At 38.2% G+C, this 12,875-nt stretch carries 17 protein-coding genes; 1 reads left to right on the top strand and 16 read right to left on the bottom strand.

Annotated elements, in window-relative coordinates:
* Positions 1 to 72 precede the first annotated feature (72 nt).
* Positions 73 to 780 (top strand): tyrosine-type recombinase/integrase, encoded by a 708-nt coding sequence (locus GH715_RS12495; RefSeq protein ID WP_240469389.1) that lies wholly within the window; start codon positions 73 to 75, stop codon positions 778 to 780.
* A 362-nt stretch (positions 781 to 1,142) separates the two neighbouring features.
* Here GH715_RS12495 and GH715_RS12490 read toward each other — a convergent pair whose 3' ends face one another.
* The 16 genes from GH715_RS12490 to GH715_RS12415 form a co-directional block, all read right to left on the bottom strand.
* Positions 1,143 to 2,192, bottom strand: a complete 1,050-nt coding sequence (locus GH715_RS12490; protein ID WP_076572473.1) for a 2,3-butanediol dehydrogenase — start codon at positions 2,190 to 2,192, stop codon at positions 1,143 to 1,145.
* Between the two features lie 436 nt (positions 2,193 to 2,628).
* The gene (locus GH715_RS12485; RefSeq protein WP_153835632.1) at positions 2,629 to 3,054 is read right to left on the bottom strand and encodes a YhfM domain-containing protein; all 426 of its coding nucleotides are present in this window, start codon (positions 3,052 to 3,054) and stop codon (positions 2,629 to 2,631) included.
* A gap of 261 nt (positions 3,055 to 3,315) precedes the next feature.
* Complete coding sequence (gene rpsI, locus GH715_RS12480) at positions 3,316 to 3,708, bottom strand: 30S ribosomal protein S9 (protein WP_018934245.1); 393 nt, start codon at positions 3,706 to 3,708, stop codon at positions 3,316 to 3,318.
* 20 nt (positions 3,709 to 3,728) lie between these two features.
* A complete protein-coding gene (gene rplM / locus GH715_RS12475; protein WP_018934244.1) occupies positions 3,729 to 4,166 on the bottom strand; it encodes a 50S ribosomal protein L13 in 438 nt (145 codons plus the stop codon).
* A gap of 323 nt (positions 4,167 to 4,489) precedes the next feature.
* Positions 4,490 to 5,242 (bottom strand): tRNA pseudouridine(38-40) synthase TruA, encoded by a 753-nt coding sequence (gene truA, locus GH715_RS12470; RefSeq protein ID WP_153835631.1) that lies wholly within the window; start codon positions 5,240 to 5,242, stop codon positions 4,490 to 4,492.
* Positions 5,243 to 5,255: 13 nt separating this feature from the next.
* A complete protein-coding gene (locus GH715_RS12465; RefSeq protein WP_153835630.1) occupies positions 5,256 to 6,053 on the bottom strand; it encodes an energy-coupling factor transporter transmembrane component T family protein in 798 nt (265 codons plus the stop codon).
* Entirely contained in the window at positions 6,050 to 6,919 is an 870-nt protein-coding gene (locus tag GH715_RS12460; protein WP_153835629.1) for an energy-coupling factor ABC transporter ATP-binding protein, read from the bottom strand. Before GH715_RS12460 ends, GH715_RS12465 begins: the two co-directional genes overlap by 4 nt.
* Positions 6,895 to 7,731, bottom strand: coding sequence for an energy-coupling factor transporter ATPase (locus GH715_RS12455; protein WP_153835628.1), 837 nt, complete (start codon positions 7,729 to 7,731; stop codon positions 6,895 to 6,897). The genes GH715_RS12460 and GH715_RS12455 overlap by 25 nt, the downstream gene beginning before the upstream one ends.
* A 227-nt stretch (positions 7,732 to 7,958) precedes the next feature.
* Positions 7,959 to 9,389, bottom strand: coding sequence for a vWA domain-containing protein (locus GH715_RS12450; protein ID WP_153835627.1), 1,431 nt, complete (start codon positions 9,387 to 9,389; stop codon positions 7,959 to 7,961).
* Between the two features lie 445 nt (positions 9,390 to 9,834).
* Positions 9,835 to 10,188, bottom strand: a complete 354-nt coding sequence (gene rplQ / locus GH715_RS12445) for a 50S ribosomal protein L17 (RefSeq protein ID WP_018934238.1) — start codon at positions 10,186 to 10,188, stop codon at positions 9,835 to 9,837.
* 43 nt (positions 10,189 to 10,231) lie between these two features.
* Positions 10,232 to 11,176 (bottom strand): DNA-directed RNA polymerase subunit alpha, encoded by a 945-nt coding sequence (locus GH715_RS12440; protein ID WP_018934237.1) that lies wholly within the window; start codon positions 11,174 to 11,176, stop codon positions 10,232 to 10,234.
* A gap of 207 nt (positions 11,177 to 11,383) precedes the next feature.
* Positions 11,384 to 11,773: a 30S ribosomal protein S11 gene (gene rpsK / locus GH715_RS12435; protein WP_018934236.1), complete on the bottom strand. Its 390-nt coding sequence runs from the start codon at positions 11,771 to 11,773 to the stop codon at positions 11,384 to 11,386.
* 23 nt (positions 11,774 to 11,796) lie between these two features.
* The gene (gene rpsM / locus GH715_RS12430) at positions 11,797 to 12,162 is read right to left on the bottom strand and encodes a 30S ribosomal protein S13 (RefSeq protein ID WP_018934235.1); all 366 of its coding nucleotides are present in this window, start codon (positions 12,160 to 12,162) and stop codon (positions 11,797 to 11,799) included.
* Between the two features lie 17 nt (positions 12,163 to 12,179).
* Positions 12,180 to 12,293, bottom strand: coding sequence for a 50S ribosomal protein L36 (gene rpmJ / locus GH715_RS12425; protein ID WP_003156543.1), 114 nt, complete (start codon positions 12,291 to 12,293; stop codon positions 12,180 to 12,182).
* Positions 12,294 to 12,323: 30 nt separating this feature from the next.
* Positions 12,324 to 12,542, bottom strand: a complete 219-nt coding sequence (gene infA / locus GH715_RS12420) for a translation initiation factor IF-1 (protein WP_018934234.1) — start codon at positions 12,540 to 12,542, stop codon at positions 12,324 to 12,326.
* Complete coding sequence (locus tag GH715_RS12415) at positions 12,520 to 12,855, bottom strand: KOW domain-containing RNA-binding protein (protein WP_018934233.1); 336 nt, start codon at positions 12,853 to 12,855, stop codon at positions 12,520 to 12,522. Before GH715_RS12415 ends, infA begins: the two co-directional genes overlap by 23 nt.
* Positions 12,856 to 12,875: the final 20 nt, after the last annotated feature.

The following is a 12,875-nucleotide window of genomic DNA, read 5'->3' as shown; positions in this document are numbered from 1 at the left end:
ATCTAGCAAAAACTGTCTACTCTAGTTTAGCAGTCACAAATGGCTTTTAGAAGATCCGAACCTTTACACGATATGAAATTTAATGAAGTAAGGAAGGCTCATCTACAATCTGTAATTGATAACTGTGATAAATCATGGGGTACAAAGAAAAAAATAAAAGTATTATTTAATCAAATGTATAAACATGCTTTAGAAAACGATTTAACACATAAAGATTATGCTAGATTTGTTGAGCTTCCAAAAAATGATACAAAGAATTCCAGAAAACCATTTACTTTGGATGAGATTAATATTCTGTGGGAAAACATCGACCGCTTCAATGACATTGATTCTGTTTTAATTATGATTTACACTGGTTTGCGCCCTGGGGAACTTGTGGAAGTAAAAAATAAAAGTATTCAATTAGATGAAAGGTATTTTCGGGGTGGCTTCAAAACGGAAGCTGGGACGAATAGGGTCATACCAATTCATAAAAAAATCCATAAATTAATTGAAAATCGTATGGATCCTAATAATGAATATCTGATTACAAACTTTGAGGGTAGTAAGTTGAGTTATTATGTTTATTATCACGAGAAGTTTAAAAAGATTATGCAGCAACTAGAATTAAATCATAGACCACACGATTGCAGACATACCTTCGCAACCCTTATGGATAATGCTGATGCAAATAAACTATCAATCAAACGGATCATGGGTCACGCAGCTAAAGATATCACTGATAAAGTTTATACGCATAAAGATATCAAGCAGCTTCTTATGGCAATTGACAGGCTATAAGAAAGCTGCTTTTTGTAGCTTTGAAACAAAGTTTGATCAGAAAGGCATGACAAGCCTGGATAATACCCTAATCAAGACGAATCCATTTTGAAAAAAGGATTGTTCAAAATGGATTCTCTCTTTGTGAAATGATATACATTTTTTATAAAAAGGTTTGACCATTTTCCTCCTTTTGGTGTTAAACAAACGCGCCCGTTAATGGAATTATCCACTTCTACTATTAGCTGGTATTGCAGAATATCGTCAATATTCTTCTTAAAGAAGAGTTCAATATCACTTCGCTAATTTATCTACCTGGACCTAGCTGACAGTCATAACAAAACCCCAAGTAACAGCTGCTACTCAGGGTTAAATAATACATTTTATTTCTCACCACTTAATTCCACTAATATTTTTGCTTGTGATTTATCGTTTGTCAATGCTTCGAATCCATTTTCAACAATATCATCCAATTGAATTTGGTCTGTAATAATTCCCTGTGGTTTTAATTGTCCTGTTCCCATTAAATCTACAGTTTGTTGGAATGTAGTAGGTGTATATGCGATTGTTGATGTAACTTTTACACCTGTATTTGTAAGCTGTATTGGATTCCATTCAATCTCCCTAGCAAATATAGAAACAATAACCATTGTTCCACGTGCCCTTGTTGCATCAATTGCTTGTTTAAATGTTGGTGCTACTCCGGCAACTTCAAAGGAAACATCTACTCCATCTGGAACAATTTCCTTGATTGCTGTAACAGCATCTTGTTCGCTAGAGTTAACGACATGGGTTGCTCCTAATTCTTTTGCTTTTTCAATTCTAGTTTCCGACAAATCTAAAGCAATAATCTTGCTGGCACCAGCAGCTTTAGCTGCAATAATTGTCACTAAACCAATTGGACCTGCACCAAATACAGCTACCGTATCACCAAACTGCAGTTTCCCTTCTTTTACAGCTTGTACGGCAACCGCAGTTGGTTCTACTAAAGCTCCATCCTGTAGTGTTAAAGATTCTGGAAGTAGATAAACGTTATCTTCTGGTACATTTGCATATTTAGTAAAACCACCGTCACCGTGAAGGCCGATAAAGCTGAAACCATCATAAGGATCAAGGTCTTCCGACTTATTTCCATAAGTGATTGTTGGATTAATTACTACTCTATCGCCAACTTTATATTTTGTCACCTTTGGACCTACTTCTTCAATAACACCCGCAAATTCATGCCCCATGGTTAGCGGAGCGATTTCTCCAGTTAACGGATCCTCTTTTTCATTTGGTACAAACACCGGTCCCTCTTCATACTCATGTAAATCACTGCCACAAATACCTGCCCAAGCTACCCTTACTTTAACATCGGTATCTTTCGTTTGTTTTAGTTCTATTTCCTCTACCCGTAAGTCTTTTTTTCCATACCAGACTGCAGCTTTCATTGGATATTACCTCCTGCTTAATTAGTAGAAAATAGTTATAAGAATACTATATTGAAGGAATAATCAATATTAATTCCTATGATTTTATTATACTATTGATTTTTCCAACTTTCTATTAAATAGACTTTAATTTCTAACCAAATACACATATCTCATTAACAGTTTTGCGATTGTTTATTTTAATTCGGTTGCATGGTTTATTCTCGGGTCTTTGTTCATATAATTTTACCATTCCTCGATATTTACCTTTTTACTTATCCAGTTTATTCAGTGAACTTTTATTTAACCGTACAAATATTCATAAGAAGAATTCCCCCTCATCTGAATCTCTTTTTATTTTCATCGTATATGGATTATTTTATTCAATAAAATGACCCTTATATATGATGCTCACGCTAATCCTTATTCAAGAATGGCGCCCAATTGCGGTACACATTTAATGATTATTCAAGACACCCCTTAATCCCTTTGTACCTTCAGGTGATATGTCAAAACCATTGTTTTCGTGACCAACATACATTACTCTGCTTTTTTCTCCTGTATTCCCAAGTACAAGATGTAATCCGTGGGTTTCCCCATTTTCGTAACGAATTAAAATATCATAATCAGGCTTTTCAGTATCGACATCAACTTTCTGTTTCCTGCCCTCTGCATCTTTAAAAGCCTCTTCAAATCTTGATATGATTGTATCCTTATCGATTGTTGTAACAAAGTTTTCATTTATTCCACCATAGCCATCAGATTCAAAAATAGAAATCGATGAAATATCATCTAACATCGTCATTTGCTTGTCTTGAGATTGACAAGCAAATAAAAGTAAAGCGCAAAAAGACAAAGTAAGTAATAAAATAATTTTCTTCAAAAATATCCCTCCCAATCAAATTTACCAAATAATTTTATGCGACAATCTGGCCCGTTTGTTGCACTATCCCAATCCATCTTATCAATGTAATTGTATCAAACCTAATTTCAAAACCACAGTTTCTTTTTCTCTAAATTATTTGTCTGCTACTTGTATGTTACGTGTATGCTACGTGTGAATTTCCCCCTGTTTTTAAAGCACCGCATATACAGTAAAATCCCCCAACCATAGGTGGTTGAGGGATTTGCAAGTGTTGATTTATTAACGTTTTGAGAACTGTGGTGCACGACGAGCTTTTTTAAGACCGTATTTTTTACGTTCTTTAGCACGCGCGTCACGAGTTAAGAATCCAGCACGTTTAAGTGTTGTGCGGTATTCTGGGTCAGCTTCTAATAATGCACGAGCAACGCCATGACGGATTGCACCAGCTTGACCAGTGTATCCTCCACCATCAACGTTTACTAATACATCATAGCTACCTTCAGTTTCAGTAGATGCTAATGGTTGCTTAATGATTGTACGTAGTGTTTCATATGGGAAGTAATCTTCCGCATCACGATTATTTACAACGATACGTCCAGTACCTGGAACTAAACGTACACGTGCAGTTGAAGTTTTACGGCGTCCGGTACCGTAATATTGTACTTGTGCCACTATTCGTTACCTCCTTTTAATTATCCGCGAAGTTTGTAAACTTCTGGTTGTTGAGCTTCATGCTTATGTTCTGCTCCACGATAAACATGTAATTTTTTACCCATTTGACGTCCTAATTTACCTTTTGGTAGCATCCCTTTAATGGTTAGTTCTAACATTTGTTCAGGATATTTTTCACGCATTTCGTTAGCAGTACGTGTTTTTAAACCACCTGGGTGATTAGAGTGACGGTGATATAACTTATCGCTAAGTTTTTTACCTGTAAGTTCGATTTTTTCCGCGTTGATAATGATCACATGATCACCAGTGTCAACATGCGGTGTATATGTTGGTTTGTGCTTACCGCGAAGGATTGTAGCAATTTCACTTGCTAAACGACCTAACGTTTGACCTTCTGCGTCGACAACAAACCATTTGCGTTCAATATTATTTTCATTTGCCATGAAAGTTGTGCGCATGATCGGTTACCTCCTAAATCAATGTTTCTAAAGTCTTTTTTAATTTGTCTAGCTCCGAGCGCCCAGAAACTAGTGCCTAACACTTGCGCTCTGTACGATAATTCATCATCAGCTCCTTCGTCGCTGTGATTCCTTTATCTCCTACGCTTCAGTACAAGTCATACGTTTCTGAACGGGCGCCTACGCTTTTCTAGTTCCGAATTTATATTCTAACACGAGTAACTTTCCGGGGCTATTCGTGGTTTAGAAAATAAAATGCCATAGACCATAATATAATATACAACCCCAAATGTCAATAGATAGAACGCAAGGAATCGTTGTTTTTATCCGCTTTTTTTATCGTAACTTACTTCCCATAAATACAATCCTTGTGGAGGAGCGGTTTTGCCAGCCTTAGAACGATCCTGAGCAGCGATGATTTCCGATATTTCCTCTGGCTCTCGTTTACCTAGTCCGATATCAATTAAGGTACCAACAATAATCCGTACCATATTATATAAAAAGCCAGTCCCTCTTACTCGAACGATGATGTCTTTTTCTTCTTGATTGACCGTAATGTCTGTAATCGTCCGGACCTTATCTCCTTTTACATTACTGTTTGCTGCACAGAAAGAAGAAAAGTCATGACTGCCAAGAAAATGTTGACTTGCTTCATACATTGCGTCCAGATCAAGTTCGCCTTCTACAAAATGGGTATAATGGCGGCGAAACAAATTTTTCTCCTGTGCATGCAAGATATAATAACGATATTCTTTCTCACTAACATCATACCGAGCATGAAAATCATCTGGAACTTCAGTAATGGATACCACCTCGACATCATCTGGCAGCATGGTATTTAAAGCTCGCAACCAGTTTTCAGATGGGATTTCTAATTCCGTATCAAAGTGAATCACCTGACCCACAGCATGAACTCCCTGATCGGTTCTGCCTGATGCCGTAACACGGACGTGATTACCTTTATGCATTTTTGTTAAAACCTTTTCGATTACTCCTTGTACCGTTCGACCATTTGGCTGTACTTGATAGCCTGAAAAAAACGTACCATCATATCGAATAATTGCCTTTAATCTCATTTTACTTTTCTCCTTAATTACGCAGACTGAAAAAGATAATGATAATCAAAACGTAGATAATCATCGCCATAAAATCTAACGACTGAAATTGTAATTGTCTTAGTTTCGTTCGACCTTCACTTCCTCGATAACCTCTTGCTTCCATAGCCATTGCTAACTCTTCTGCACGTTTAAAGGCACTAATAAATAGTGGTACTAATAATGGAACTATCGCATAAATACGGTCTTTTATCGACCCTGTTCGCAAGTCCACACCTCGAGACGCTTGTGCCTTAGAGATTTTCTCTGTTTCATCTAGCAATGTCGGAATAAACCGAAGTGAGATCGACATCATAAGTGCCAATTCATGTACCGGTACTTTTATCTTCTTTAATGGTCCTAGAAGCTCTTCGATTGCATCTGTAATTTCCATCGGTGATGTCGTTAACGTTAATAAAGAAGTGACTAACACCAGTAAGAAAAAACGCAACGAGATCGTTAACCCTTGCAGAACTCCACCCTCATGTATAGCAAAGTCGGCTATTTCTATTAAAACAGACCCTTCCTTTGTAATAATGAGATGAAGGATAAAGGTAAAGAAAATTAAAAACCATACAGGTGTAATACCTTTTAAGATATAACCGATACGTAATCTCGTTAATAGGACTAATATAAGTGCGAATAAAGATAACCAACCGTAACTCCAACTATTGTTTGCAAAGAAGACGATAATGACAAATGTAAAGATAACGATTAATTTGGTCCTAGGATCTAAGCGATGAATCAAGGAATTACCTGGTACATATTGTCCTATGATCATAAATGACTTCATAATGGCTTGTTCTCCCTTAGTTGCTCCACTATTTCTTTAGCTAGTTCATCTGGCTTTTGTCGTTTATAGCAAAGATCAGTACCGAATTTTTGATTGATTTGATTCATTAATGAAAGGATATCAGGCATGTCAAGGTTCGCCTCTTCTAGCGATTCCACTCGCGAAAAGATTTGCTCAGGCGCTCCTTCCATATGCACACGACCATCTGCAAGTACAAAGATATGATCTGCATACTCAAGCGCATGATTCATCTGGTGTGTAACTAAAATGGTAGTCATATGCTTCGTTTTATGCAAATCATAAAACATATTCATCACATCGTGCTGTCCCTTAGGATCCAGACCTGCCGTTGGCTCATCCAAAATTAATACTTCTGGATCCATCGCAAGCACACCAGCAATCGCCACCCTACGCATTTGTCCCCCACTTAATTCGAATGGAGATTTCTGTAAAACATCATCTGATAAATGGACTTTTTCTAGCGCACTTGCAATCCTTGTTTGTGTTTCTTCGGCTGGCACTTGAAAGTTTTTCAAACCAAAACTTATATCGCGTTCCACTGTCTCCTCAAACAATTGATGTTCCGGGTATTGAAAAACTACCCCTACTTTTTCCCGTAGTTTCTTCAAATCTTGCCTCTTATTGTCTCTTGAGAGTTGGAATTCCCCTACTTGTACTTGACCTTCAGTAGGAAGAAGTAATCCATTGATATGTTGGAGAAGTGTTGACTTTCCAGAACCCGTATGTCCCACTACTGCTACAAATTCCCCTGTCTTTATTTCCATGTTAATATCTTTTAGTGCTTGATAGGAAAAAGGTGTATTCATTTGATACGTATAACTCACTCTTTCAAATTGGATGTCCATAATGCTTTCAAAAACTCCTCATTATCTAATGGATATGTTGTAAATTGATAATCATAGTGCCGCTCTAACTCTATTGCTAACTCAACCGTTAATGGTAATGACAAGCCGATAGACTGCAGACCTTGATAATCATTGAATAAATGATCTACTGTAGTATCTTTATAAATCTGTCCTTGATTCATGACAATAACCCGATCAGTTAGGATAATTTCATGTAAATCATGGGTGATCATCACCATCGTAATCTCTAATTCTTCCTGCAGATCATGAATGGTAGACAGTATTTCCTTTCTACCTCTTGGGTCTAACATGGAGGTGGCTTCATCTAATAAAAGGATCTCTGGATATGTCGCCATGACACTCGCAATCGCTACCCGCTGCTTCTGTCCCCCTGACAGGTTGTGTGGTTCATGATCCTGATAGTTTTCCATTCCGACTTGGGTTAAAGAAGTATGAATTCGCTTGATCATTTCCTTACGAGGTATACCTCGGTTTTCCAGACCAAAAGCTACATCGTCTCTTACCGTTGTTCCAACAAATTGATTTTCAGGGTTTTGAAACACCATTCCAATGTTCTGCCGTATCTCCCATACGTTAGAAGCAGTCAGCTTTCTGCCATTAATCAGGATATCCCCTGCTTGGGGTACTAGTAAACCATTTGCTAATTTTGCGATCGTCGATTTACCTGATCCGTTATGACCGATAATAGCAACAGTCTCATTTTCTTCTATTTTTAAATTGAACTTTTTTAATACCCATGGGGCATCTTCATTATATCGAAAATAAACATCACGAAATTCTATCGCACTCATCATTACTTCTCCTTAAAGTCATTATTTCCCGGGTAATATTTATCAACGTCTATTGTATCATAATATACGCTTTATCTAGTTCTACAAATCTTGTTCTGGTTCATTTTTTGGGGATATTCTCTAGTGAAGGAGATCCGAAAGTGTGGATGTTTATACCGGCTCAGTTATCTCAGATCCTGTTCAATTAGTCTAAAAGGAGCTGACATATGCCAGCTCCTTTTCCTCTATTATGAAGAAGATGCTTCTCTTAATTCGCGCATTTCCTCAACCCATTCTTCTACTTCTTCTTTAATTTCTTTTGCTTCGGTATCTACTAGTGTTTTCTTTTCATCTCGTAATGTAGCGTTTAAATCTTCAAGCGCTTGTTTACGCTCATCCATGATCTCTTCCAATTGGGTTACTTTTTCTTCTGGTATCCATTCTTCTTCCTCTAACAAACTTACAACAGAGCGAAAGCGATGGTCCTCTCGTGAAATAACAGCTGACCAATCACTGCTTATCTCATTAACTTCTTCTTGTTTTCGCATGATCTCCCAACCAACTGGTGCTAAGTTTACCGGTGCCCAAGCTAATTCTGTCATGGAAGGCAGCCATTCGTATTCAATCGTGGATTGTAATTCCTCACTATTATTGGCAGCGTAGTATTCTCCCTGGCCTGCTTCCGCTACCGCTGTCAACTGTTCCTCTGCCTCCTGGTCGACTTGGAAACCGATAATATTCACGGTTCCCTCATCATCGCTATTTTTCACAAAGTTCTCGGCAGCTTTTACTGGGTCTCCATCACAAGTTTCTACTCCATCACTAACAATATAGACGGTAACATTTCCTTCTTGTTCAGCACTTAATTCCATAACTTCCTCAATCGCTGCTGCCAACGGTGTCCATCCCTTTGCCTCAACAGATGAAACAGCCTCATGGAACTTTTCACCTTCAAAACTTCCTAAAGGGTAAACCTCTTCGATTCCCGAACAGGATTTTTCTTTACCCGAATCGCTATCGTCTCCTTTATGTCCAAAAGCTACTAATGAGACATCACTAGACTCACCAATGGTTTTGGCAAAACTCTCAACTGCATCTTTGGCAATAGCCATTCGTTGCTTGGATTCATCTTCAGCTTCCATTAACATACTAGAGCTCGCATCCAATAAAATATAAGCGTAGTCACTTGCTTCATTTTCCTCGTCTTCCACCGTTTCTGGTCGTGGTAATAACGGTTCTTGATAGTTAGGGTGATAGTCTTCTAATTCAGATAACAATTGGCTATGGTAAGGAGAGCCAGCATAGTAAATCAGTGTCTTTAGAAATGTTTCTGGATGATCAGTCACTGTTAGATCAGATTGTATCGCATCCTTTAATTCTTCTAGGAAACCTTGATCTAAATCATCAATCCCCCATAACACACCCTCTGTCTCTTCTTCATAACTGAGTTCTTTCGTTAATTGACCTGGTGATAATTGCTTGATAACCTCTAGTTCACTTGAAATAGATATTTCTGAAAGAGTGCTGGAAACCTCGTCACTTTGATCTGTGTTCTCTTCATCTTTATTTACTTGTTCTTCCTTACTTTCTTCTTCCACTTCCTCTGATTGCCTAGCATCCTCATTACTACATCCAATGGTAATAACGACTAACAATAACAACATTATATACTTTCTCATCTAATTCACTTCCTTAGCCCTTTTATAGACTATAACGTCTGAATAAACAAAAACGTTTCAGACTCCTCTAAAATGAGTAAATAGTAACAAAAACGGGATAGAAGAATCCAAATCTCCTTCTCTTTTTATAGTAGAGAAAATAACTAGTAGAAGTTGATGACATTAAGAGAATTCTACTTAATGGATGACAGTAGAATTTATTGCTAAATAAATGTTAGACGGACATTTAGTGCGTTATTGGATAAAATTATCCCCATTTGTCTATGTTGGTGGACATATAATCCCTTATTCAGTGTCTTTAGGTCACCCTTTTGGTTGAATAGCGGCATGGATGTCCGTCAACGGCTTTCGTTGTGCGTTCCATTCATTTAGCTCAACAAAAAAAGGGCTTGGATGCACCTCATAAAGAGATTTGCTCCTGCCCTTGCCTTGCTTTGCTATGGAATTATACTAACTCGATTACTGCCATTTCAGCTCCGTCACCGCGACGAGGTCCTAATTTAAGCACTCTTGTATATCCACCTTGGCGATCTTCGTAGCGACCTGCAATGTCGTTGAAAAGCTTTTGTACAGCATCTTCGTTTTCATTCGCTTCAGCATTGTATAAGAAAGATGCAGCTTGACGACGTGCGTGAAGGTCACCGCGCTTACCAAGTGTAATCATTTTGTCAACAACCGAGCGTAGTTCTTTAGCCTTTGCTTCTGTTGTTTCTAAACGTTCATGGATAATAAGATCCGTTGCTAAACCTCGAAGCAAAGCCATACGTTGATCCGTTGTACGTCCTAATTTTCTAGCCATGGAATATCCCTCCTTCGTTCGAAATCTCTAAAAGGTGTCGTGATTAATCTTCATTTCGTAGTCCAAGACCTAGATCTTCTAATTTATGCTTCACTTCTTCTAGTGATTTACGACCTAAGTTTCGTACCTTCATCATATCTTCTTCTGACTTATGAGCTAATTCCTGTACAGTATTAATTCCTGCTCGTTTCAAGCAGTTATAAGACCTTACAGATAAATCAAGCTCTTCGATTGTCATTTCAAGAACTTTTTCTTTTTGGTCTTCTTCTTTTTCGATCATAATTTCAGCGTTCTTCGCTTCGTCTGTTAAACCAACAAAAATATTCATATGTTCCGTGAAGATTTTAGCTCCTAAAGAAACTGCTTCTTCGGGACGAATACTTCCATCTGTTAACACATCAAAAGTAAGCTTATCATAATTGGCATCTTCACCAACACGGGTATTTTCTACTTGATAGGTTACTTTTGAAACTGGAGTGAAGATAGAGTCCACTGGAATAACACCAATCGGACGATCCTCATGGTTATTAGAGTCAGCTGGGCGGTATCCTCGGCCGCTTTGAGCTGAAATTTTCATTTTTAAATGGCCATTACTACCAACCGTAGCAATATGAAGATCCGGATTTAAAATTTCGACATCACTATCAAAAATGATATCCGCAGCCGTAACTTTCCCTTCTCCCTGTACATCTACTTCAAGAGTCTTCTCTTCATCTGAATAGATTTTAAGAGCTAGTTTCTTTAAGTTTAAGATAATAGTTGTCACATCTTCGACAACACCTTCAACCGTAGAGAACTCATGTAAGGCTCCATCCATTTGAACAGATGTAACAGCAGCGCCAGGAAGTGAAGATAATAGGATACGACGCAAGGAGTTACCAAGTGTAGTACCATATCCACGCTCTAGTGGTTCTACAACGAATTTGCCATAAGTAGCATCATCACTGATTTCTACTGTTTCTATTTTTGGTTTTTCAATTTCGATCATCTATTAAACCCTCCTCTAAAACGTCGAAACCCCGGTTAGACTCAGGGTCTAACCGAAATTCCCCAGGTAGGCAGTTCCCGTTTCTGCACTATGCAATTGTGATTTTGTGTCTGTCGAAAGCAATGGTGTCATTAATAAACATCTAAAAAACTTTATTAAGCTATCATAAACCATTATAGACAGATTAACAAATAATATACTGTGTGATTATACTCGACGACGTTTTGGCGGGCGACAACCATTGTGAGGAACTGGTGTTACATCACGAATGGCAGTTACTTCAATACCTGCTGCTTGAAGTGAACGGATTGCTGCTTCACGTCCAGCACCAGGTCCTTTCACTGTAACCTCTAAAGATTTTACACCATGATCCTGAGCCGCTTTTGCTGCAGCCTCAGCAGCCATTTGCGCTGCGAAAGGAGTAGATTTACGAGAACCTTTGAAACCTAACGCTCCTGCACTGCTCCAGCTAACCGCGTTTCCTTGAACATCAGTAATCGTTACGATTGTGTTATTGAATGTAGAACGAATATGTGCAATACCCGTGTCTATATTCTTTTTCACACGACGTTTACGTGTATTTGTTTTACGAGCCATAAGTAAGCAAACCTCCTTTTATCTTATTTCTTTTTGTTAGCCATTGTTTTTCTAGGACCTTTACGAGTACGTGAGTTATTTTTCGTTTTTTGTCCTCGAACAGGTAAACCACGGCGATGACGTACACCACGATAGGAACCAATTTCAATTAGACGCTTAATGTTTAAGGATACTTCACGACGAAGATCACCTTCTACAGTATAGCTGTCAATTGTTTGACGAATTTGACCTAATTCTTCTTCTGTTAAATCACGAACACGAGTGTCCTCGTTAACACCAGCTTCTTCCAATACTTTCTTAGCAGTTGTTTTTCCAATACCGTAAATATAGGTTAAAGCAATCACTACGCGCTTATCACGCGGAACATCTACACCAGCAATACGTGCCATAGAGTGATTACACCTCCTTATCCTTGTTTTTGTTTATGCTTAGGGTTTTCGCAAATTACCATTACTTTACCTTTACGACGAATAACCTTGCATTTTTCACAAATTGGTTTTACAGATGGTCTTACCTTCATCTTCCATACCTCCTCTTGTGTCGGAGCATTTTATTTATAACGGTACGTAATGCGACCTCTTGTTAAATCATATGGAGAAAGTTCAACCGTTACTTTGTCACCAGGTAAAATTCGAATAAAGTGCATTCTGATTTTACCAGAGACATGTGCTAACACGGTGTGACCATTCTCTAATTCTACTTTAAACATTGCATTCGGTAATGTATCAATTACCGTACCTTCGACTTCAATTGCATCGTCTTTCGCCATCGAGTTGATCTCCCTTCTTCAAATCTGTCTCCATTTCTTCGACAAATTTATTAATAGCATAACGCAATTTACCATTGGTTACGCGCCCTGTTTCGAGAAGGCTTCTTTGAACTTCAGGAGATATAAAGCTTGTGTACGCAACATGATGAACATTCTTCTTCTTTGGTCGATCATATTTGCGTTTATCTCCATCTGCCAACAACACAAAACGACTGTCTACTTTTCCAATTACAATTGCAAACTGACCTGCTTCGCGTCCCTGTAGGATTTGAACAACCTGACCTAATTCCGGATAACTCTCCGTCTCGCTCAACCATCATCACCTTCATTTAG

Source organism: Gracilibacillus thailandensis (assembly GCF_010994055.1).
In the GTDB taxonomy this organism is placed as follows: domain Bacteria; phylum Bacillota; class Bacilli; order Bacillales; family Amphibacillaceae; genus Gracilibacillus; species Gracilibacillus lacisalsi.
Note: the sequence above shows the minus strand (reverse complement) of the source record. Positions and strands in the feature narration are given on the sequence as shown.

Bases quoted from the DNA above. Each gene is read 5' to 3' on its own strand.
- GH715_RS12495 (WP_240469389.1), top strand. From the start codon at position 73: ATGAAATTTAATGAAGTAAGGAAGGCTCATCTACAATCTGTAATTGAT.
- GH715_RS12490 (WP_076572473.1), bottom strand. From the start codon at position 2,192: ATGAAAGCTGCAGTCTGGTATGGAAAAAAAGACTTACGGGTAGAGGAA.
- rplM (WP_018934244.1), bottom strand. From the start codon at position 4,166: ATGCGCACAACTTTCATGGCAAATGAAAATAATATTGAACGCAAATGG.
- truA (WP_153835631.1), bottom strand. From the start codon at position 5,242: ATGAGATTAAAGGCAATTATTCGATATGATGGTACGTTTTTTTCAGGC.
- GH715_RS12465 (WP_153835630.1), bottom strand. From the start codon at position 6,053: ATGAAGTCATTTATGATCATAGGACAATATGTACCAGGTAATTCCTTG.
- GH715_RS12460 (WP_153835629.1), bottom strand. From the start codon at position 6,919: ATGGACATCCAATTTGAAAGAGTGAGTTATACGTATCAAATGAATACA.
- GH715_RS12455 (WP_153835628.1), bottom strand. From the start codon at position 7,731: ATGAGTGCGATAGAATTTCGTGATGTTTATTTTCGATATAATGAAGAT.
- GH715_RS12450 (WP_153835627.1), bottom strand. From the start codon at position 9,389: ATGAGAAAGTATATAATGTTGTTATTGTTAGTCGTTATTACCATTGGA.
- rplQ (WP_018934238.1), bottom strand. From the start codon at position 10,188: ATGGCTAGAAAATTAGGACGTACAACGGATCAACGTATGGCTTTGCTT.
- GH715_RS12440 (WP_018934237.1), bottom strand. From the start codon at position 11,176: ATGATCGAAATTGAAAAACCAAAAATAGAAACAGTAGAAATCAGTGAT.
- rpsK (WP_018934236.1), bottom strand. From the start codon at position 11,773: ATGGCTCGTAAAACAAATACACGTAAACGTCGTGTGAAAAAGAATATA.
- rpsM (WP_018934235.1), bottom strand. From the start codon at position 12,162: ATGGCACGTATTGCTGGTGTAGATGTTCCGCGTGATAAGCGCGTAGTG.
- rpmJ (WP_003156543.1), bottom strand. From the start codon at position 12,293: ATGAAGGTAAGACCATCTGTAAAACCAATTTGTGAAAAATGCAAGGTT.
- infA (WP_018934234.1), bottom strand. From the start codon at position 12,542: ATGGCGAAAGACGATGCAATTGAAGTCGAAGGTACGGTAATTGATACA.